We start from the raw sequence: 20,274 nt of genomic DNA, 5'->3' as shown, positions 1-20,274 counted from the left end.
CTCTACCTTTACGTCATCTGATATCATCGTCAGGAGTTCCTGTGTAAATTTTGGCGCAGGGGCGATTCTCAAACAGAATAGGGCCAAAGTGCGTATTTTCACCTTGAGCGCATGATATGATCCCCGTCAAGACAGATCGGTTTCATTAGCGGGTGGTCATAGCGCTAACAGCGACGTATAACTGCTAATTCATACTATTTTTCTTCAGGAGACGACAGATGAGCGATTGGCAAAAAACGGACTGGCGCATCAAGCCACGGGTCCAAATGCCGGATTATACCGACGCGGCGGCTTTGGCCGCAGTTGAGGCGCAACTCTCTGCTTATCCTCCTTTGGTTTTTGCGGGCGAAGTACGCACGTTGAAAAAACAATTGGCAGCCGCTGCACGCGGTGAATCGTTCCTTTTGCAGGGTGGTGATTGCGCAGAAAGCTTTGAACAATTCAGCGCGGACGGTATTCGCGACACGTTCAAAGTGATGCTGCAAATGGCAATGGTTTTGACGTTCGGTGCAAAGGTGCCAGTCGTTAAGGTTGGCCGTATGGCCGGTCAATTCGCCAAGCCACGCTCTGCCAACACAGAAACGATCAACGGCGTCGAGCTGCCCAGCTACCGCGGTGACATCATCAATGAACTCGCCTTCACACCCGAAGCGCGCATTCCTGATCCCAAGAAGATGCTGCAAGCCTACACACAAGCCGCCGCAACGCTGAACCTGCTGCGCGCGTTTTCAACAGGTGGTTACGCAGACGTGCATCAAGTGCATTCTTGGACGCTTGGATTCACAGGTGGGGATCAAGCAGCCGAGTACCGTGAAATGGCGAACCGCATCAGCGATGCGCTTGATTTCATGAGGGCTGCTGGTTTGGACAGTGATCACGAACCGTCCTTGAAGACGGTTGACTTTTACACGTCACACGAGTCGCTTTTGCTTGAGTATGAAGAGGCCCTGTGTCGCTTGGATTCCACCTCTGGCAAGTGGCTTGCTGGTTCTGGCCACATGATTTGGATTGGTGACCGAACACGTCAGCCTGATGGTGCGCATGTTGAATATGCACGCGGTGTTCAAAACCCGATTGGTCTGAAATGTGGTCCCACAACGACCGCGGACGACTTGAAGGTTCTGATGAACAAGCTGAACCCAGAAAACGAAGAGGGTCGTTTGACCCTGATCGCACGTTTTGGGGCGGGCTCTGTCGCTGAACATCTGCCACGTTTGATCAAAGCGGTTAAGGAAGAGGGCGCGAACGTGCTTTGGACCTGCGATGCGATGCACGGAAATACGATTAAATCCTCAACGGGCTATAAAACGCGTCCGTTTGAAAGCGTTTTACGCGAAGTGCGTGAATTCTTTGGCGTTCACAGTGCCGAGGGTACCATCCCCGGTGGTGTGCATTTTGAGATGACAGGCCAAGACGTGACTGAATGTACAGGCGGCGTGCGCGCTGTCAGTGACGAGAATCTGTCTGATCGCTACCACACAGCGTGTGATCCACGTTTGAACGCCAGCCAGTCTTTGGAATTGGCTTTCCTAGTTGCTGAAGAACTCTCCGCGCGTCGCGGTGCGGCGCAAGCGCAGGCCGTCTAATCTCCACTTAATTGATATTTGAAACGCCCAGTTGAACGCCCCGTCAAAAGCGGGGCGTTTTGCGTTTTAGTCGTTAGAGACGACAAGGCGTAGACCACTCGCCTTTGCTTTGCCTTGTAGGGATTGATTGCGGTGCGACAGAAAAGGGGTTGGGGCTTCTGCAAAACCGTAGTTTGGTTCGCGCAGAGAGTCGGGTCGCGTATTTTCAAATGTGCCAAGCCCTGCAATCGCGAAAGGGGCATCGCCATGAACCGCGCAACTGCGCATATTGTCCATCTGAAAACGACGCGGAGTTTTGCCAAGACCGCCAATGATATCAAGACAGCCGACCAAGCGACTGGCGTGGCCTTTTGCATCGCTCATGGGCAATAAAAGCATACGTGCACGCATCGGGATGCGCCCAAATCTGCGATTGGCACTTAGATTCAGTTCAAGTTTAGAGGGGTTCGCAAAGAGGTCAAGTATGGCCTCCGACACTGCATCGCGCACTGTCGGATCAAACAGGGCTGTGATTGGCATGCCACGCACGTCCATTCCTAGAGTGTCGTTTAAAACCGATCCTGAAACACGAATACGCGCAACGCTGGGGCGACTTTTTCGGCGACAAAGGTATACGCTAGGGATTGCTCGATGCCGCGTGGATCAAACTCACTACGTGCGGGCATTTGACGTTTCGCGCGCAACGCATCCCAGTACGCCATAAGATCGCGGCATGCAGGAAATGTATCGGGTTTATCGGTCGCGTGTTCATGCCCGAACATTACAACTGTTGCGTCACTTTCATGGCTTGGATGCTTTGGGCGTTCTATAGTCACAACAGTTACCTTTTCAAAAAGAAGCGCGAGACAGTTTGGGAGCGTGCACGCCTCAAGTTTTAAACCTATCTCAACGATGGTTACGCTTGCTTTAACGTAGCAGGTTTTGGATTAAATTTAGCGAAATCTAAAGGAATGGTTAATCAGAGCGCTTTGAACTGCTATTGTGACGCTGGCGAAACTTGCGGTTTACTCTGCAGTTGGCTTAGGTGCAGGTATTGATTTGCTCGAACTATGAAAAGGCCAACATAATGCTCACATCCATGACAGGGTTCGCTGCACGCACAGGGCGTAGCGATGGGTTTTCTTGGGGGTGGGAAATACGCTCGGTCAATGGCAAAGGCTTTGATCTGCGCTTTCGTATGCCTGATTGGCTTAGCGTGCTTGAGGCGGATGTGCGCAAGCAAGCGAGCGCTGTGATCGGTCGTGGTTCGGTGTCCCTGAACCTAAAGATCATGCGCGACGCGGGCGAAAACAGTGTTGAGATCAATCCAGACGCCCTCAACCGTATCTTAGAGGCAATCAGTCAGATCGAGCAGCGCGCGGGTGAAACGGGCGTAAACCTGACGCCAGCCAGCGCCAGCGATGTAATGAATTTTCGCGGCGTCATGGACGCGCCGCAGAACCGCGAAGCAAGCGATGAATTGTTGGATGCGCTGCGCGCCGATATCGCGCCTTTGCTGGACAGCTTTAATGAAATGCGCACTTCGGAGGGTGCGTCACTGGATGGCATGCTGACACGTCAGTTGGACGAGATCGAGATGCTGACCAAGAACGCACAAGGCTTGCTAGGAGATCGCGCCGCTGAAATGCGCACCAACTTTGAGGCCGCCATCGCACGCGTCATGGGCAGTCGCGCTGAGATGGACGAGGCGCGCATTGCACAAGAGATTGCTGTGCTTGCGGTGAAATCAGATGTGACTGAGGAAATAGATCGCTTACATGCCCACATAAGTGCTGCGCGTGATCTTATGGCCAGCGGTGTTCCTGTTGGACGCAAGCTTGATTTTCTGTGCCAAGAGTTCAATCGTGAAGCCAATACGCTGTGTTCCAAAGCGCAAAACGCCGGGCTGACCGAAATTGGTTTGGCGCTAAAAGTGCTGATCGACCAGATGCGCGAACAAGTTCAGAATGTGGAGTAATGGCTATGAGTGTTGATCGTCGCGGTCTTTTGATCATCCTGTCCTCGCCCTCAGGCGCTGGTAAATCCACGCTCGCAGGGCGCTTGCGTAAGTGGGATGACAACGTGCGGTTCTCTGTGTCGGCCACAACCCGTTCGCCGCGAGAGGGCGAAGTTGACGGACAAGACTATCATTTCATTGACGAATCCGATTTCAAGAACGCCGTCGGCGAAGGTGGCATGCTGGAACATGCCCATGTGTTCGGTAATTTCTACGGCTCGCCCAAGGGCCCCGTACAAGAGGCGATTGAGGCGGGACGCGATGTTTTGTTCGATATCGATTGGCAAGGCGCGCAACAGATCCGTAATTCTGTTTTGGGTCAGCACACATTGTCGATCTTCCTTTTGCCGCCCTCGATCACTGAGTTGCACCGTCGCTTGGTTAGCCGCGCGAAAGACAGCGAAGAGATCATCGAACGTCGAATGGCCAAAAGCTGGGACGAGATTTCTCATTGGGATGGGTATGATTTTGTGTTGATCAACGACGATCTGGACAAGACCGAAGAACAGCTGAAAACCATCATTTCAGCGACACGTATGCGCCGCACGCAGCAGCCCGACTTGAACGAACATGTCCGTGCATTGCAGAACCAATTTGAGGACCCATCATGAGCCTGTTTTCCCTTGGCACTCTTACGCCCAAAATAGCGGACGACACATGGGTCGCGCCTGATGCCAATGTGATTGGCAATGTCGTGCTAGAGCAGGGCGCGTCGATCTGGTTTTGCTCAACCCTGCGCGGTGATAATGAAGTGATACACATCGGCGCTGGTACGAATGTGCAGGAAAACACAGTGATGCATACGGACGTAGGTTATCCCTTAGAAATTGGCGCGGGATGCACGATTGGTCACAAGGTTATGCTGCATGGCTGCACAATCGGTGAAAACTCATTGATTGGCATGGGGGCAACCATCTTGAATGGTGCCAAGATCGGCAAGAATTGCTTGATCGGCGCGGGGGCCCTGATAACGGAGGGCAAAGAAATCCCCGATGGATCGCTTGTGATGGGTGTCCCTGGAAAAGTCGTGCGCCAACTTGATGAAAAGGCGATTGCTGGCCTGAAGGCGTCGGCGGTCCATTACCAAGACAACATGCGCCGGTTTCGCGCAGAATTGAAAGTTTTGCCTGATGCGTAATTCCAAAGAAACATTGATCCGCCCTGTTGGAGCACCCGACAGCATTAGCCGTCCCATCGTGACACCGCTAAGTACAGCCGTCGCCTTTGCATCGCGCACACCAGACGAATTGGATGCACAGTACGAAGGGCGCGAGCAGGGGTTTACCTATGCACGCGAAGGTCACCCGAATGCGTCTGTTCTTGCACAACGCATTGACGCGCTTGAGGGCGTAACAGGCGGCATCGTGACGTCCTCCGGCATGTCGGCCGTCTTCGCGGCTTTGGCGGGAACGCTCAGCGCGGGTGATCATGTGATTGGGGGCGATCAACTCTATGGGCGCTCTTTGCGCTTGATGAAAGAAGATTTGCCGCGCTTTGGGATTGAAACATCGCTTGCAGACCCAACCGATGCGAACGCGTTTGCAAAAGCGATACGGCCAAATACCAAAGCTGTCCTGGTTGAAGTCGTCTCCAACCCCACGCTGCGCGTGGCGGACATGGACGGCATCGCAAAGCTTTGCGCGCTCAAGGGCATCACGTTGATGGTAGATAATACGTTCACCACGCCGCGCGCCTACAAGCCGTTTGAAAACGGCGCAGATGTGGTCATTCATTCTGTGACCAAGCTGCTTGCTGGCCATTCTGATGTGACCTTGGGCTATGTCGCGGCCAAGGATGCGGTGATGCAAAAGAAGATTTACGATTTTGCGGTGACGACGGGCATGACGGCCAGCCCGTTTGATTGCTGGCTGGCTGAGCGCGGCCTTGCGACCTTTGATCTACGTTTTGAACGGGCTCAAGCCAACGCTGTCTCGCTTGCGGATCATCTTGCTACACTCGAAGGGGTTAAACGCGTGATCTACCCGTTGCGCGCGGATCATCCCGATCATGTACGCGCCGATGCTATTTTAGGCGGGCAAGGTTGCAATATGGTTAGCTTTGAAGTCGAGGGTGGTCGCGCTGCGGCCAATGCTTTGGCGCGCGGTGCAGAAGGGATCGCATTCGCGCCAACGCTTGGGGATGTGGGCACGACGCTATCTCATGCGGCCAGTTCATCGCATCGTGCGTTGACGCCTGAAGCGCGCGAAGCACTCGGCATGACCGAAGGGTTCTTCCGGGTCTCTGTAGGGCTTGAAGAGAGCGCGGCCTTGAACGCCGTGTTCACGCAGGCAGTACAGGCCGCGACCGAGGTCTAGCGCATGTCACTTGTGCAGATCGAAACGCTGATCAAAGCGCTGCCCTTGGCGGCGCTGGTGATTGGTGGAGATGATCGTGTTATAGTATCTAATGAAAAGGCAATTAATGTTTTAGGTGATGGGCTTACGGGCCGTAATTATATCACCGCATTAAGGCAACCGGATGTTTTGCAAGCGATAGAACAATGCATCAAAGACAAGCAAACCCAAACCACGCACTTCTTGGGCGAGGGTGAAATTAAGTTTGACCTTCGCTGTGCTTGTTTAACCGATGGTATCAAGGGTGTGTTGGTTACATTGAACGATATCACCGAAATTGAAAAATCGGCACAACTGCACAGCAATTTTGTGGCCAATGTTAGCCATGAACTGCGCACGCCTTTGACATCTGTGATGGGGTTTATCGAGACCTTGCAAGGTCCTGCAAAGGATGATCGCAAAGCGAGCGAACGGTTCCTCGCCATCATGGCGGATGAAACCGCGCGGATGAACTGTTTGGTGGATGATCTTCTGTCCCTAAGCCGGGTCGAGGCGCAAAGCCAGCGGCGCCCAAGTGAACGCGTTACGCTAGATGAGTTGCTTGCCTCGGTTGCCCATCGCTTGGGCCGTAAAGCCGAAGAAACAAACGCATCGATAAATCTTAAGCTAAAGTCTAACGAAATACTTCTCGGCGACACGGATCAATTGCGCCAAGTCTTTACCAATCTGATCGAGAACGCACTGAAATATGGGGGCGAGGGCGTTGCGGTAACGCTTGCCAGTGCGCCCGCGCTCTATGATGCACGCCTTCGCGAAAACGCTGTCCGGATTTCTGTGCGCGATACAGGCGCTGGATTCAATCCGATTCACATTCCACGCCTGACCGAGCGATTCTACAGAGTTGATAGTCACAGAAGCCGCGAAATGGGTGGGGTCGGGCTTGGTTTAGCGATTGTTAAACACATTATTTCGCGTCATCGCGGGCGCATGGATGTGAAAAGCGCTGTCGGACAAGGCGCTGAATTTACAGTGTATTTACCAAGCGCGAAGATGTAGTCGAAAATATACCCGACGCATAAACCACTTTGTCATTAAACTTTTACAAACCTGTCACAAAACCATGTCTCAAGACACGTACCAAAAGCCTACGTTTATGAAACAGGAGACAGATATGTCCTTCACAAAACTTACCGTTTCAGCTTTGGCGATCAGCGCCGTGGCCAGTGCCGCAGCCGCGCGCGATCAGGTTCAAATCGCAGGCTCATCCACCGTGCTACCCTATGCGTCCATCGTGGCCGAGGCGTTCGGCGAGAATTTTGACTACCCGACGCCGGTCGTTGAATCAGGCGGTTCTTCCGCAGGTCTTAAGCGGTTCTGCGAAGGTGTGGGCGAAAATACGATCGATATTGCAAATGCGTCCCGCCAAATTAAGGAAAGCGAAATAAAAGTCTGCGTAGCATCAGGTGTGAGCGACATTATCGAAGTGCGCATCGGCTATGATGGCATTGTGTTCGCGTCCGAAAAAGGTGGGAATAGCTTTGCATATACTCCTTCAGACTGGTTCTTGGCCCTTAGCGATCAAATCCTCGTGGACGGCGCGTTGGTGGACAACCCCAACGCGACTTGGTCAGACATCAACGCAGACTTGCCCGCGCAGCCCTTGCAAGCCTTCATCCCCGGCACCAAACACGGTACGCGCGAAGTCTTTGAAGAGAAAGTAATCCTAGCGGGTTGCGAAGAAACCGGCGCGTTTGAGGCGTTTAAAGACGCGGCAGGCGGCGACAAGAAAGCAGCCAGAAAGGCCTGTATTTCCTTGCGCACAGACGGTGTGTCCGTGGATATTGACGGTGATTATACCGAAACTTTGGCGCGCATCGAGAGCAACAAAAATGGCATCGGCGTCTTCGGTCTGGCGTTCTACGAAAACAACACAGACAAGCTGCAGGTCGCGACGGTGTCGGGTGTCGTTCCATCCGCTGAAAGTATTTCAACAGGCGAATACCCCGTGTCACGACCGCTCTTTTTCTACATCAAAAAAGCGCACATTGGTGTCATTCCTGGCTTGAAGGACTTCACTGAATTCTTCGTTCTAGATGAAATCGCGGGCGAAGATGGTCCTTTGGCGGAATACGGTTTGGTTGCCGATCCTGAGCTGGGCGCAACGCAAGAGTTGGTTGCTGACGAGACTGTTCTTGACCTAAACATGTAAGCAATTGGAGTGGCGCGGGTCTTTGCGATCTTCGCCACTCATTCCCCGAGTTTTGGAGGTATTATGCCCGCACTTTGGCTCACTCTGATCGTTTTGGCGTTGGCCGTTCTCGGTGTCTGGCTTGGGCGCGCTTACGCGCTGCGCAGTGCGGGTGGTGACATTCGTGCGCTGCACTCTCTCCCTAAATACTACGGTGGTTTTGTCGGACTTAGCACGCTGATCCCAGCGCTTGGCGTCTTGGTGGTCTGGCTGGTCGCGCAGCCCGTGTTGATTGATCGCACTGTTGTGTCAATGATCCCATCCGAAATGGCGGACGACACAGGCACCCTTTCGTTGGTGATGAGCGATGTGCGCCGTGTTTCAAACGGTCTTAGCCTTGCGGTTGAGCAGGGTGTGTTAAGCAATATTGAGGCCGCCAGCGTGCTACCTGAAGTGCGCACAACATTGGCCGGTATTGGCGTCGCACTCGGCAGTGATGTGGCACCGGAAATTTTAAACGCAGCGCAGACCTATCGCACGTTGGATGCGTTGGGTCATTTTTGGCGTATGGTGATTGTTTTAGGGCTCGCGGTGCTTGGTCTTGGCGCCGCTTTGTCAAAGATCGCACCAGAGTTTCGCGCGCGCAACGTGGTTGAAAAAGTCGTCCTTGCTCTTTTGATAGCGGCCGCATCCCTCGCCATTTTGTCGACCGTCGGCATTGTGCTGTCGATGCTGTTTGAGACGCGCAATTTCTTCGGGCTGCATTCGTGGAAAGACTTCTTCTTGGGCGGCAAATGGGCCCCAAATTTTCGCGGTGACAGTGACCTGTCGATCCTGCCGTTGTTGTGGGGAACGATCTACATTTCAATCATCGCGTTGCTTGTCTCTGTGCCAATCGGTCTGTTCGCCGCGATCTACCTTAGCGAATATGCTGGGCGGAAAACACGTGGCATTGCCAAGCCGTTGATCGAAATTTTGGCTGGCATTCCCACCATCGTTTACGGCCTGTTTGCTTTATTGACTGTTGGTCCTTTGCTGTTGCGCACCTTCGGCACAGATGGCGTTTTAGGTGTAGAATGGATGAGTGGTACAAACGCTGTGCTGACGGCGGGTCTTGTGATGGGTATCATGCTGATCCCTTTTGTGTCGTCGCTGTCTGACGACATTATCAACGCAGTTCCCCAATCGATGCGCGATGGCTCACTTGGCCTTGGTGCGACGAAATCTGAAACCATCCGCCAAGTTGTGATCCCAGCCGCATTGCCCGGTATCGTAGGCGCGATCCTGCTGGCTGCGTCGCGCGCCATTGGCGAGACGATGATTGTGGTTCTCGGGGCAGGGGCGATTGCCAAATTCTCCCTGAACCCCTTGGATGCGATGACCACAATCACCACGCGGATCGTAAGCCAGCTGACAGGCGACGGTGATTTTGCGAGCCCTGAAACCCTTGTCGCCTTTGCGCTTGGCCTGACATTGTTCGTGCTTACGCTGGGCCTAAACATTGTCGCGCTCCACATCGTGCGCACGTATCGGGAGCAGTACGAATGATCACCCCCGTGAAAACATCGCTTTTGAAGCCGGACGCGCGCACACAGAAACGCAACGCGGCAGAGACGCGGTTTCGACTGTACGGCCTGAGCGCAATTGGTGCTGGCTTGGCCATTCTGGTCTTGCTGTTGGTCACGATCTTTAACAACGGTCTGGGTGCGTTCCAGCAAACGTTTATCACGCTGAACGTGCCTTTACTGGAAAGCAAGCTCGACAAATCTGGCGAGCGTGACCTGGAAAAGATTAAGAAGGTATCGACCTTTGGTTATGCACCTTTGATGGCGCAAGCGATGGAGGACGCACTGGCCGGGAACGGGATCGAAAGCGATCTGAAGGCCAAGAAGAAGGCCGCGCTGTTGTCTAAAAGCGCTGCCGCAGATCTGCGCAATTTCGTAATCACGAATACCGATAAGATCGGCGAAACGGTTGAATTCACATTCCTCGCCAATTCCCGCGTCGATGGCTATCTCAAGGGCCGCGTGACGCGCGAAAGCATTGCGGACGATAAAAGCATCAATGCTGACCAGCTTGATCTGGTGGATGCATTGGTCATGTCTGGTATCATCGAAAAGCGCTTTAATCTCAGCTTTATCACTGGTGCAGACGCCTCTGATCAACGTCCCGAGGCGGCGGGAATGGGCGTCGCGATGATGGGGTCGTTCTTTATGATGATAGTTGTTCTTGCGCTGGCATTGCCCATAGGCGTTGCTGCATCGATTTATCTAGAGGAATTCGCGCCGAAGAACTGGATCACGGATATTATCGAGGTGAACATTTCCAACCTCGCGGCTGTTCCATCCATCGTGTTTGGTATCTTGGGTCTGGCGGTCTTCATCAACTACATGCACCTGCCTCAATCCGCGCCACTAGTCGGTGGTTTGGTGCTGACGCTGATGACATTGCCGACAATCATCATCTCGACCCGTGCATCGCTAAAATCAGTCCCGCCCAGCATTCGCGATGCGGCGCTTGGGGTTGGCGCGTCCAAGATGCAATCAGTGTTTCATCACGTTTTGCCTCTTGCGGCACCGGGGATTTTAACTGGAACAATAATCGGCCTTGCACAGGCTTTGGGCGAAACTGCACCGCTTTTATTGATCGGTATGATCGGCTTTATTGCATCTAATGCGCCCGACTCAGTGGCCAGCGGATTGCTTGATCCGAATTCCGCCATGCCAGCGCAAATCTATGAATGGGCCAAACGTGCAGACCCCGCATTTTACGAACGCGCATGGGGCGGCATCATCATCCTTTTGGCTTTCTTGGTCACAATGAATACAATTGCAGTCATCTTGCGCCGCCGCTTTGAGCGTCGCTGGTAGGGAATAACGACATGGATAATATCAAGATATCTGCCAGCAAAGTGCAGGTTTATTACGGCGACAACCACGCGATCAAAGATGTGGATGTGCAGATCAAAGACAAGACCGTGACAGCCTTTATTGGTCCGTCTGGTTGCGGGAAATCTACGTTTCTGCGCTGTCTGAACCGTATGAATGACACGATTGATATTTGCCGTGTTGAGGGCGATATCCTGATCGACGGCGAAGACATCTATGACCGCCGCGTTGATCCCGTGCAGCTGCGCGCCAAGGTCGGGATGATGTTTCAAAAGCCAAACCCGTTCCCAAAATCGATCTATGATAACGTCGCCTATGGCCCACGTATTCACGGGCTTGCGCGCTCAAAAACGGATCTTGATGAAATCGTCGAAAAATCGCTGCGCCGCGCGGCGATTTGGGACGAGGTGAAAGATCGCCTTACTGCACCCGGTACTGGCCTGTCTGGTGGTCAGCAGCAGCGCCTGTGCATCGCGCGCGCCGTCGCAACCGAACCTGAAGTGTTGCTGATGGATGAGCCGTGTTCGGCGCTGGATCCAATCGCAACCGCGCAGGTTGAGGAATTGATTGAGGAGCTGCGCCAAAGCTATGCAGTGGTGATCGTCACGCACTCTATGCAGCAGGCGGCGCGCGTGTCACAGAATACAGCGTTCTTCCATCTTGGTAGTTTGGTCGAATACGGTGACACCAACCAGATTTTCACCAAACCCAGCGATCCACGCACGGAAAGCTACATCACTGGACGGATTGGATAAACACATGAGCAATCTTCATATTTCATCGGCCTTTGATCGCGATCTTGAGGCAATCCAAGCACAGATCATGAAAATGGGTGGCATGGTGGAAGCGGCGATCTTGGACGCTGCTAAATCACTAGAAACACGCGATCTGGAGTTGGCTGAAAAGGTGCGTGCTGGGGATAAGGCGATTGATAAACTGGAAGAAAAGATCAACGAGGAAGCCGCGCGCGTGATTGCTTTGCGTGCGCCGACCGCGATTGATTTGCGCCTCATCCTCTCGGTCATCAAGATCAGTGCTGCGCTGGAACGTATTGGCGATTACGCAAAAAACATGGCCAAACGCACAAATGTTCTCGCGGGCTTGCCCGAAGTCGCAGGCAGCCAGACATCATTGCGGCGCATGGCGCGCGAAGTGCAGGGGATGTTGAAAAACGTGCTGGATGCTTACGTGCAGCATGACGCAGAATTGGCAATGAGCGTGATCCAGCAAGATGCGGACGTAGATCAAATGTACAATGGTTTGTTTCGCGAATTCCTGACGTTTATGATGGAAGATCCGCGCAATATCACGCCTTGTATGCACTTGCATTTCATAGCGAAGAACACCGAACGCATGGGCGATTTGGTGACCAATATTGCCGAACAAGTCGTGTATCTGGTGACGGGTGAAACCCCCAATGAAAACCGTCCCAAGGGGGATCTATCGTCCACCGATCTGTCGATTTCAGAGATGTAATCTGATGAGTATCCTGCCACCCTGTGTTTTGCTGGTCGAGGACGAAGCGGCGCAGCGCGAAGTGTTGTCCTACAACTTGGAAGCCGAAGGGTACCGCGTTGTGCAGGCCGCAAGCGGGGACGAGGGATTGCTTTTGATCCTTGAAGAAATGCCTGATGTCATCGTGCTGGATTGGATGTTGCCGGGGGTGTCGGGCATTGAAGTGTGCCGTCAGGTCAAATCAAGTGCACAGACTAAGTCTATCCCTGTGATCATGCTCTCAGCACGTTCTGAAGAGATTGATAAAGTGCGTGGGCTGGAAACGGGTGCGGATGATTATGTGTCCAAGCCTTATTCCGTAAAGGAATTGATGGCACGTGTGCGTGCACAGTTGCGACGTACACATGCAGCAGCCGTCGGTGCGCAATTGGTGTTCGAGGACATCACGCTGGACAGCGAAACCCATAAGGTCACGCGCGGTAATTTGGAATTAAAACTTGGTCCAACAGAGTTTCGTTTGCTCTGTCACTTCATGGAAAAACCGGGTCGTGTTTGGCCTCGTGAACAATTGTTAGACCGTGTTTGGGGGCGTGATGCGTATGTTGATACGCGCACTGTGGATGTTCATGTAGGACGTTTGCGTAAAATTCTGACGGCCGACGGAGGAAGCGATCCAGTGCGCACGGTGCGCGGGGCAGGGTATGCGCTTGGATAGGCTACCGCGGAAGCCCGTCTTCATCTTCTGTTTGTGTCGCAAGCCAGTCGCGAAATAACGCGAGCGCTGGAGAAGAGACATCTCGATTTGGCCAAACCAGATAGTACGCCCCTAGTGAGCGCGTCGCGCCGCCGTATGCGTTTATTAAGCGTCCTGCGGCAAGTTCTTGTTCAGCAATGAAATCAGGTAAAAGTGCGACGCCAAGGCCATGAATCGCGGCTTGGGTAATCGTCGAAAATTGATCAAACTGCGTACCTGATGTTTTTGGCGGTGGTGCATCGTTTTGGGTAAGCCAAGTGTTCCATGCATTCGGGCGGGTTTGAATGTGCAACAAGGGCAGGGAGCTTAGATCCGATGCCGTTTTGACGGGACCATTTTTCAGTAAGTCACGCGAACAAATTGGAATCAACGTTTCATATCGCAAAAGCAGGCTTTGACAGTTGGGCCAATGCCCGTTGCCATATTGTATTGCTGCATCAAAGGGTTCCGTATCGAATGCTACAACGTTAAGCCGTGTGGAAAGATTGACCGTTACATCGGGATGCAAGGTCGCGAAATGCGCAAGGCGTGGCACCAGCCAACGCATCCCAAAACTTGGCAAAATCGCAAGGCTGAGACCGCCAGCGCCTGGGTGCACATGAAGCTGCATTGAAGCACGCGTGATTTGGGACAAGGCTGCGCGAATTTCACTGGCATACCGCTTGCCCGCGTCGGTCATAAGCATGCGGCGTTTATTACGCAGGATTAACGATGCGCCAAGTTGATCTTCGAGGACCTGTAATTGGCGGCTCACTGCACTTTGGGTCAATGACAATTCCTCTGCAGCAGCCGTGGCCGTTCCAAGCCTGTCGAGCGCTTCAAGTGCGCGCAGTGATGCAAGCGAGGGGAGATATCGTCTGGGAAGAGATCGTGCAGGCATATTCTAAAAACTCATGAACTAGCGAGACAGTCTTGTTAGCGTTGATTGTCTTTTCAGTCTATACTTGGTCCAAATTTGAATGTCTTTGGAGAGCAAAATGAACGATATGTCATCAGAAAAACCGAGCATGCGTGCGAAAGACCAACCTGATCTAAGCACTTTCCAATGGGATGACCCTTTTCGCTTGGCAGATCAGCTATCAGAAGATGAACGCATGATTGCCGACAGTGCACGCGCATATTCGCAAGAAAAATTAGCGCCACGCGTGTTGGAAGCCTTCCGTGATGAAAAGACTGACCCAGAAATCTTCCGCGAAATGGGTGAAATGGGCCTGCTTGGAACGACGATCCCAGAAGAATACGGCGGGCTAGGTGGCAGCTACGTAAGCTACGGTTTGGTCGCGCGCGAAGTCGAACGTGTGGACAGTGGTTATCGATCTATGATGTCCGTGCAATCGTCATTGGTGATGTATCCAATCTATGCCTATGGATCAGAAGCGCAGCGCATGAAGTATTTACCGAAACTTGCGTCGGGTGAATGGATCGGATGTTTTGGTCTGACCGAACCGGATGCGGGCTCTGATCCGGCTGGCATGAAGACACGCGCGGTCAAGACGGCAACGGGATACAAGCTGACGGGATCGAAGATGTGGATCTCTAACAGCCCTATCGCGGATGTGTTTGTGATCTGGGCAAAGTCTGAAGAGCACGGCGGCAAGATCCGCGGTTTTGTGCTTGAGAAAGGCATGACAGGTCTGAGCACACCGAAGATTGGCAACAAGATGAGCCTGCGCGCGTCGATCACAGGCGAAATTGTCATGGACGGCGTTGAGGTGGGCGAGGATGCGTTGCTGCCACATGTTCAGGGTCTGAAGGGTCCGTTCGGGTGTTTGAACCGTGCGCGTTACGGGATCAGCTGGGGCGTTCTGGGTGCGGCAGAGTTCTGCTGGCACGGTGCGCGCCAGTATGGATTGGATCGCAAGCAGTTCGGCAAGCCTTTGGCGCAAACGCAGCTTTTCCAGAAAAAGCTTGCAGATATGCAAACCGAAATCGCGCTTGGACTACAGGCAAGCCTGCAAGTTGGTCGTTTGATGGACAAAGCGCGGGCTGCGCCGGAAATGATTTCGATTGTGAAGCGCAACAACTGTGGCAAGGCCTTGGACATCGCACGCATGTCGCGTGATATGCACGGAGGCAATGGTATTTCATTAGAATTCAACGTGATACGTCACATGGTTAATCTAGAAACTGTGAACACATACGAGGGAGCGCATGATGTTCATGCGCTTATCTTGGGTCGTGCACAGACTGGGCTGCAGGCGTTTTTCTAGGAAATTAGGGTTTAGGCAATGCGAGGGAGGTTCTCTTGCTTTCCCTAAATACACATCGGTAATGCGTATAATCAGTATTATGTAATATAAAGATGTGAGGAAAACCCAATGAATTTAGGTGTTTCCCTACTGGACAGTCCGATGAACTATGCGCAAAACTAACGCTTAACAAAAGTGAATGAATTCAAATGCGCGTATTGATGCTAAACGGCCCCAATTTAAACCTGCTTGGGACACGTCAGCCCGATGTCTACGGTGCGACAACCTTGGCAGACATTGAACAGATGTGTCGCACACACGACCCGGATGCACAGATGAGTTTCGTGCAGTCCAATCACGAAGGCGCAATGATTGATGCGATCCACGCTGCCAAAACGGATCACGATGGCATTATTCTAAACGCCGGTGCCTATACGCATACCTCTGTGGCGCTCCATGATGCGCTCGCCTCTGTCGAGGTTCCGTGTGTTGAAGTTCACCTAAGCAACATCCATGCGCGCGAGCCGTTTCGCAATCATTCTTATATTGCACCTGTAGCCCTTGGTCAGATCGCTGGATTTGGGGCTCAGGGTTACCTAATGGCGCTTGATGCACTTCGCCTTCATCTTGTTGATTAGATGACTGACCTTCGTACCTATTTAGAAGAACTGACAGCCGCGCAAACGGCATAAGCGCTGTGGACGTTGCACACAGCCAAGATGGCTGAGTACGGATTTGATCGGATTATCTACGGATTTTCACATTTCATGTCCAAGACGTCCATGGGAGATCCCGACGATTTTGTTTTGCTGACCAACCATGCTCCAGAGTATATGAAGTAATTCATTGGGAATGGTCTGTATCGTCGCGCGCCAATGGTCCGTTGGGCCCTGAACAACGATGGTGCATGCAGTTGGGGGTATCTCTGGGATGAAATGACCCGCGAAACGCTGACCGAAAATGAGAAAAAAACTATTTAAATCAACATGAAACACGACGTTTTTGCTGGATACTCTATTAGTTTCAAGGCGATCACTTCACGCTCTAAGGGGGCCATTGCTTTGACAGTGCGTGAAGGTTTAGATCAGGCCGGCGCTGATGCGATCTGGAAAGAGCACGGAAACGATATAATCTTGATGAACAATGTGGCTCATCTGAAAATCCTGACCCTGCCCATCTGCGTGTCGGACGTCCTTTGACCAATCGGCAACGCGAAGCGCTTGAATGGGTCGGTGATGGCAAGACGACGCAAGATATCGCAATGCTTATGGGGCTAACAGGCGCTACAGTGGAAAAGCACCTTAGGCTTACGCATGATGTTTTGAGCGTTGAAACGACGGCGCAAGCTGTGTTGAAGGCTGCGTTCCAGAACCAAATGTTCATCGTTGATCCCATTTGACGTCATCCAATACTTTAAAGCACTTTTATCTCGCCCGTGAAATTATCGTTAATTCACACGAGGTACGGAATCCTGTACTTTTTCTAATTTCATAGATGACCTATGGTAATCTTATTCTGTGAGTGGTGGCTTTAGCCTAGGAACTTTGAGGAGAAAACCTTTTATTTTAAGGCTCTTTCTCTTCTTTTGGAGCAATCCAAAACCGGTCAAGTGGTGAATTTTACTCCGGTTGGCCGGACCTATTGCCAGTCTGCCTCATCCCCATGACTGGGTAGGCGATAACTTTTGGCGGCGTATCCCCCTCGGATTACGCCGCCTTTTTATGTCGCACGCCCGTACTGCAATGTGAGACGTTCAGACCAACAGAGTAACCAAACAAGAAAAGCATGCACCGCGTTGAATGGCTTTGGCGAACTGACACCTATAGATATAATAAGCAAAAACCCGTGGGGTGCCGATTTGAAACATTCATAGATCAAAATGGTTGCATGTGTACGTCGTGATCTTAGCAAGAGCACTCTGCCCGAGCTCGACACAAAAAAACGCCGCGCAATCTGAATTGCACGGCGTTGTAGGCGCTAATAAGTTAGAAAGGATTAACCCTTCATAGTTTTTGCAACCTCGGCTGCAAAATCTTCTACTTTCTTTTCAATGCCTTCGCCAACTTCAAGACGCACGAATGCGGTGATGTCGACGCCAGCTTCCTTAGCTGCTTCTGCAACTGTCAGGTCAGGGTTCACAACGAACGCTTGCCCAAGAAGTGTGCTTTCGGCCAACCACTTTTTCATGCGGCCAACGATCATCTTCTCGATCACTGCTTCCGGCTTGCCGGACTCGCGTGCGATGTCCATCTGAACGTTCTTTTCTTTCTCAACGACTGCTGGGTCTAGATCAGCTTCGGACAACGCCGCTGGGTTTGCAGCTGCGATATGCATCGCGATCTGTTTGCCGAACGCTTCGTTTTCTGCGGAAAGACCAACCAGAACACCGATTTTACCCATGCCTGCAGTTGCCGCGTTGTGAACGTAGGAAACAACAGAAGTCGCTTCAACAACGGCCATACGGCGCAAAGACATGTTTTCACCGATTGTCGCGATCTTAGCGTTAAGAACATCCGTGACAGATTTGCCGCCCATGTCTGCTGCTTCGAGTGATTCTGTATCAGAAACGCCCATTGCAACATCAGCTATACCGCTAACCATCTCTTGGAATTCTGCGTTTTTACCAACAAAGTCAGTTTCAGAGTTCACTTCAACAGCAACACCTTTGCCGCCACCAACCTGAACTGCAACAAGACCTTCAGCCGCCGTACGACCAGATTTCTTTGCTGCTTTCGCGAGGCCCTTGGTGCGCAACCAATCGATTGCTGCTTCCATATCGCCGTCAACTTCTGTGAGCGCCTTCTTGGCGTCCATCATGCCTGCGCCGGATGTGTCGCGCAGTTCTTTCACCATGGCTGCTGTGATTGCCATTTTGTGTCTCCTTGAAAGAGGGAAGTACGGGGGCATCAGGCCGACTGCCCTGCCCATGAAAAGATGCGTGGATTAGCTAGCTGCAGGAGCGTCCGCAGGGACGTCTTCTGCCATTGCTTCTTCCATCGCGCCCAGATCAACACCAGCCGCACCAAGTGCTGCGGACATGCCGTCAAGCGCTGCGCGAGCTGCGAGATCGCAATACAATGCAATTGCACGTGCCGCGTCGTCGTTGCCTGGAATGATGTAATCGATACCGTCTGGGGAACAGTTGGTGTCAACGATCGCAACAACGGGAATTCCCAACTTGTTTGCTTCCGCGATGGCCAATGCTTCCTTACGAACGTCGATAACGAAGATAAGGTCAGGAACACCGCCCATTTCGCGGATACCGCCGAGGGACGCCTGAAGTTTACCCTGATCGCGCTCCATGCCGAGGCGCTCTTTCTTGGTCAGACCTTCAAAGCCTGTCTCGAACTTCTCGTCGATAGACTTGAGGCGGTTGATGGACTGGGAAACAGTTTTCCAGTTGGTCAACGTGCCGCCGAGCCAACGGTGGTTCATGTAATACTGTGCACACTGCTCAGCTGCGTTTGCAATTGGCTGTGCGGCTTGGCGCTTTGTTCCAACGAACAAGATACGACCGCCTTTTGCAACTGTATCACGGATCGCTGTCAACGCTGCGTCGAGCATCGGAACAGTTTGCGTGAGATCCATGATGTGAATGCCGTTACGCGCACCATAGATAAATGGACCCATACGCGGGTTCCAACGTGGTGTTTGGTGGCCGAAGTGTACGCCTGCTTCAAGCAGTTGGCGCATGGTGAACTCTGGTAGAGCCATGTCGTTTTCCTTTTCCGGTTTCGCCTCGGTGGGGTCATGAGCGAATGCTCAACCGGCGGACTGTTCGAGGATTTCTCCCACGAGAGCCCATCCCCACCTGCGGGATTTAGTAGCGCGCGTATAGAACGGGCTTGATGAGGGCGCAAGACGCATTGGCGCGGTGTCTGCAATTTTTCTAGAAAAATAGTACGTTCAGCCCAGTTTTGCCGCCCGAGCATCTCGCAAGCGCGCGAAATCGTCGCCCGCATGGTAAGAAGAACGCGTTAAAGGCGTTGCAGAGACCATCAGGAATCCCTTGCCCCACGCTGCTTTCTCGTAGGCTTTGAACTCATCAGGTTCTACAAACCGTGCAACGCCGTGGTGCTTTGGCGTGGGCTGCAAGTACTGACCAATGGTTAAGAAATCCACGTCAGCCGCGCGCATGTCGTCCATAACTTGCTGCACGCCTTGTTTCTCTTCACCAAGACCAACCATGATGCCCGATTTTGTGAAAATCGTCGGGTCCATTTCTTTGACTTGCTGCAAAAGCCGCAGAGAATGAAAATAACGCGCGCCGGGGCGTACTGTCGGATAAAGGCCCGGCACTGTTTCGAGGTTATGATTGAACACGTCTGGACGTGCTTCAACAACCGCCTCTAACGCGCTGACAGGGCATTTCAAGAAATCAGGTGTGAGCACTTCGATCGTCGTGTCTGGTGCGCGATGACGCACAGCACGAATGGTTTGGGCGATATGTTCCGCGCCGCCATCCGCCAGATCATCACGATCCACAGATGTGATTACAACGTGGTTCAGCCCCAGTGTTTCAACCGCATGTGCCACCCTGCCCGGTTCGAACGCGTCTAACACGTCAGGCTTACCTGTTGCGATGTTACAGAACGTACAACCGCGCGTACAAATATCGCCCATGATCATCATAGTCGCATGACCTTGGTTCCAGCACTCGCCCACGTTCGGGCAGCTGGCTTCCTCGCAAACTGTAACCAGTTTGTTTTCGCGTAGAATATTGCGCGTGTTCTTATAACCATCGCCGGTGGGGGCTTTGACCCTGATCCAAGACGGCTTCTTAGGCTGTGCGTTGTCAGGACGATGCGCTTTTTCTGGATGGCGCTGGTCAGGAATTTTAAGGTCACGCATGTGGACAGCCCTCGCTGGGAAGTGAGAATTTCCGACACTTAACACATTTTCGATTAACAGCCAGTACACATCG

The 20,274-nt window shown here is 52.6% G+C and carries 18 protein-coding genes and 2 pseudogenes; 15 read left to right on the top strand and 5 right to left on the bottom strand.

What is annotated here, in order from left to right; translation table 11 throughout:
• The first annotated feature begins 218 nt into the window (after positions 1-218).
• Positions 219-1,586 (top strand): class II 3-deoxy-7-phosphoheptulonate synthase, encoded by a 1,368-nt coding sequence (locus QZ279_RS08310; RefSeq protein ID WP_293449897.1) that lies wholly within the window; start codon positions 219-221, stop codon positions 1,584-1,586.
• A gap of 66 nt (positions 1,587-1,652) precedes the next feature.
• Here QZ279_RS08310 and QZ279_RS08305 read toward each other — a convergent pair.
• Positions 1,653-2,251, bottom strand: a pseudogene (locus QZ279_RS08305) (PAS domain-containing protein).
• Positions 2,252-2,652: 401 nt separating this feature from the next.
• On the opposite strand from QZ279_RS08305, the gene QZ279_RS08300 reads away from it, so the two are divergent.
• The 11 genes from QZ279_RS08300 (at position 2,653) to phoB (ending at position 13,122) form a co-directional block, all read left to right on the top strand.
• Positions 2,653-3,543: a YicC/YloC family endoribonuclease gene (locus tag QZ279_RS08300; protein WP_293449896.1), complete on the top strand. Its 891-nt coding sequence runs from the start codon at positions 2,653-2,655 to the stop codon at positions 3,541-3,543.
• 5 nt (positions 3,544-3,548) lie between these two features.
• Entirely contained in the window at positions 3,549-4,193 is a 645-nt protein-coding gene (gene gmk, locus QZ279_RS08295; RefSeq protein WP_293449895.1) for a guanylate kinase, read from the top strand.
• The gene (locus tag QZ279_RS08290; protein ID WP_293449894.1) at positions 4,190-4,720 is read left to right on the top strand and encodes a gamma carbonic anhydrase family protein; all 531 of its coding nucleotides are present in this window, start codon (positions 4,190-4,192) and stop codon (positions 4,718-4,720) included. Before gmk ends, QZ279_RS08290 begins: the two co-directional genes overlap by 4 nt.
• The gene (locus tag QZ279_RS08285) at positions 4,713-5,897 is read left to right on the top strand and encodes a PLP-dependent transferase (RefSeq protein WP_293449893.1); all 1,185 of its coding nucleotides are present in this window, start codon (positions 4,713-4,715) and stop codon (positions 5,895-5,897) included. Before QZ279_RS08290 ends, QZ279_RS08285 begins: the two co-directional genes overlap by 8 nt.
• Before the next feature lie 3 nt (positions 5,898-5,900).
• A complete protein-coding gene (locus tag QZ279_RS08280; protein ID WP_293449892.1) occupies positions 5,901-6,932 on the top strand; it encodes an ATP-binding protein in 1,032 nt (343 codons plus the stop codon).
• A gap of 115 nt (positions 6,933-7,047) precedes the next feature.
• Positions 7,048-8,085: a substrate-binding domain-containing protein gene (locus QZ279_RS08275; RefSeq protein ID WP_293449891.1), complete on the top strand. Its 1,038-nt coding sequence runs from the start codon at positions 7,048-7,050 to the stop codon at positions 8,083-8,085.
• A gap of 63 nt (positions 8,086-8,148) precedes the next feature.
• Positions 8,149-9,612, top strand: coding sequence for a phosphate ABC transporter permease subunit PstC (pstC, locus tag QZ279_RS08270; RefSeq protein ID WP_293449890.1), 1,464 nt, complete (start codon positions 8,149-8,151; stop codon positions 9,610-9,612).
• Complete coding sequence (gene pstA / locus QZ279_RS08265) at positions 9,609-10,934, top strand: phosphate ABC transporter permease PstA (protein ID WP_293449889.1); 1,326 nt, start codon at positions 9,609-9,611, stop codon at positions 10,932-10,934. Before pstC ends, pstA begins: the two co-directional genes overlap by 4 nt.
• 11 nt (positions 10,935-10,945) lie before the next feature.
• Positions 10,946-11,707: a phosphate ABC transporter ATP-binding protein PstB gene (pstB, locus tag QZ279_RS08260; RefSeq protein ID WP_293449888.1), complete on the top strand. Its 762-nt coding sequence runs from the start codon at positions 10,946-10,948 to the stop codon at positions 11,705-11,707.
• Positions 11,708-11,711: 4 nt separating this feature from the next.
• Complete coding sequence (gene phoU, locus QZ279_RS08255; protein ID WP_293449887.1) at positions 11,712-12,428, top strand: phosphate signaling complex protein PhoU; 717 nt, start codon at positions 11,712-11,714, stop codon at positions 12,426-12,428.
• Positions 12,429-12,432: 4 nt separating this feature from the next.
• Positions 12,433-13,122, top strand: coding sequence for a phosphate regulon transcriptional regulator PhoB (gene phoB / locus QZ279_RS08250; RefSeq protein ID WP_293449886.1), 690 nt, complete (start codon positions 12,433-12,435; stop codon positions 13,120-13,122).
• Between the two features lies 1 nt (position 13,123).
• On the opposite strand, the gene QZ279_RS08245 is transcribed toward phoB, so the two are convergent.
• Positions 13,124-14,041, bottom strand: coding sequence for a LysR substrate-binding domain-containing protein (locus QZ279_RS08245; RefSeq protein WP_293449885.1), 918 nt, complete (start codon positions 14,039-14,041; stop codon positions 13,124-13,126).
• Positions 14,042-14,147: 106 nt separating this feature from the next.
• Between QZ279_RS08245 and QZ279_RS08240 the strand changes: the two genes are divergently transcribed.
• The 3 genes and pseudogenes from QZ279_RS08240 to QZ279_RS08230 all read left to right on the top strand — a co-directional run bounded on the left by QZ279_RS08240 (position 14,148) and on the right by QZ279_RS08230 (position 16,749).
• On the top strand, positions 14,148-15,371 hold the full coding sequence (locus QZ279_RS08240) for an acyl-CoA dehydrogenase (RefSeq protein WP_293449900.1): 1,224 nt from the start codon (positions 14,148-14,150) through the stop codon (positions 15,369-15,371).
• 200 nt (positions 15,372-15,571) lie between these two features.
• Positions 15,572-15,988 carry a type II 3-dehydroquinate dehydratase gene (gene aroQ, locus QZ279_RS08235; protein ID WP_366513907.1) on the top strand — a complete coding sequence of 139 codons (417 nt, stop codon included), beginning with the start codon at positions 15,572-15,574 and terminating at the stop codon, positions 15,986-15,988.
• A gap of 57 nt (positions 15,989-16,045) precedes the next feature.
• Positions 16,046-16,749: pseudogene (locus tag QZ279_RS08230) on the top strand (LuxR family transcriptional regulator).
• A 596-nt stretch (positions 16,750-17,345) separates the two neighbouring features.
• Here the strand turns inward: QZ279_RS08230 and tsf are convergent.
• The 3 genes from tsf to lipA all read right to left on the bottom strand — a co-directional run bounded on the left by tsf (position 17,346) and on the right by lipA (position 20,201).
• On the bottom strand, positions 17,346-18,221 hold the full coding sequence (gene tsf, locus QZ279_RS08225) for a translation elongation factor Ts (RefSeq protein WP_293449882.1): 876 nt from the start codon (positions 18,219-18,221) through the stop codon (positions 17,346-17,348).
• A gap of 72 nt (positions 18,222-18,293) precedes the next feature.
• Positions 18,294-19,064, bottom strand: a complete 771-nt coding sequence (rpsB, locus tag QZ279_RS08220; protein WP_293449880.1) for a 30S ribosomal protein S2 — start codon at positions 19,062-19,064, stop codon at positions 18,294-18,296.
• Between the two features lie 192 nt (positions 19,065-19,256).
• Positions 19,257-20,201, bottom strand: a complete 945-nt coding sequence (gene lipA / locus QZ279_RS08215; protein ID WP_293449899.1) for a lipoyl synthase — start codon at positions 20,199-20,201, stop codon at positions 19,257-19,259.
• Between the last annotated feature and the right edge of the window lie 73 nt (positions 20,202-20,274).

It is taken from the genome of Planktotalea sp. (genome assembly GCF_018607965.1).
In the GTDB taxonomy this organism is placed as follows: Bacteria; Pseudomonadota; Alphaproteobacteria; order Rhodobacterales; family Rhodobacteraceae; genus Planktotalea.
The sequence above is the reverse complement of the archived record's forward strand: the minus strand, read 5'-3'. Positions and strand labels throughout refer to the sequence as shown.

What these genes read in the sequence shown, in the direction of transcription:
- QZ279_RS08310 (WP_293449897.1), top strand. Translation starts at nt 219, where the DNA reads ATGAGCGATTGGCAAAAAACGGACTGGCGCATCAAGCCACGGGTCCAA.
- QZ279_RS08300 (WP_293449896.1), top strand. Translation starts at nt 2,653, where the DNA reads ATGCTCACATCCATGACAGGGTTCGCTGCACGCACAGGGCGTAGCGAT.
- gmk (WP_293449895.1), top strand. Translation starts at nt 3,549, where the DNA reads ATGAGTGTTGATCGTCGCGGTCTTTTGATCATCCTGTCCTCGCCCTCA.
- QZ279_RS08290 (WP_293449894.1), top strand. Translation starts at nt 4,190, where the DNA reads ATGAGCCTGTTTTCCCTTGGCACTCTTACGCCCAAAATAGCGGACGAC.
- QZ279_RS08285 (WP_293449893.1), top strand. Translation starts at nt 4,713, where the DNA reads ATGCGTAATTCCAAAGAAACATTGATCCGCCCTGTTGGAGCACCCGAC.
- QZ279_RS08280 (WP_293449892.1), top strand. Translation starts at nt 5,901, where the DNA reads ATGTCACTTGTGCAGATCGAAACGCTGATCAAAGCGCTGCCCTTGGCG.
- QZ279_RS08275 (WP_293449891.1), top strand. Translation starts at nt 7,048, where the DNA reads ATGTCCTTCACAAAACTTACCGTTTCAGCTTTGGCGATCAGCGCCGTG.
- pstC (WP_293449890.1), top strand. Translation starts at nt 8,149, where the DNA reads ATGCCCGCACTTTGGCTCACTCTGATCGTTTTGGCGTTGGCCGTTCTC.
- pstA (WP_293449889.1), top strand. Translation starts at nt 9,609, where the DNA reads ATGATCACCCCCGTGAAAACATCGCTTTTGAAGCCGGACGCGCGCACA.
- pstB (WP_293449888.1), top strand. Translation starts at nt 10,946, where the DNA reads ATGGATAATATCAAGATATCTGCCAGCAAAGTGCAGGTTTATTACGGC.
- phoU (WP_293449887.1), top strand. Translation starts at nt 11,712, where the DNA reads ATGAGCAATCTTCATATTTCATCGGCCTTTGATCGCGATCTTGAGGCA.
- phoB (WP_293449886.1), top strand. Translation starts at nt 12,433, where the DNA reads ATGAGTATCCTGCCACCCTGTGTTTTGCTGGTCGAGGACGAAGCGGCG.
- QZ279_RS08245 (WP_293449885.1), bottom strand. Translation starts at nt 14,041, where the DNA reads ATGCCTGCACGATCTCTTCCCAGACGATATCTCCCCTCGCTTGCATCA.
- QZ279_RS08240 (WP_293449900.1), top strand. Translation starts at nt 14,148, where the DNA reads ATGTCATCAGAAAAACCGAGCATGCGTGCGAAAGACCAACCTGATCTA.
- aroQ (WP_366513907.1), top strand. Translation starts at nt 15,572, where the DNA reads ATGCTAAACGGCCCCAATTTAAACCTGCTTGGGACACGTCAGCCCGAT.
- tsf (WP_293449882.1), bottom strand. Translation starts at nt 18,221, where the DNA reads ATGGCAATCACAGCAGCCATGGTGAAAGAACTGCGCGACACATCCGGC.
- rpsB (WP_293449880.1), bottom strand. Translation starts at nt 19,064, where the DNA reads ATGGCTCTACCAGAGTTCACCATGCGCCAACTGCTTGAAGCAGGCGTA.
- lipA (WP_293449899.1), bottom strand. Translation starts at nt 20,201, where the DNA reads ATGCGTGACCTTAAAATTCCTGACCAGCGCCATCCAGAAAAAGCGCAT.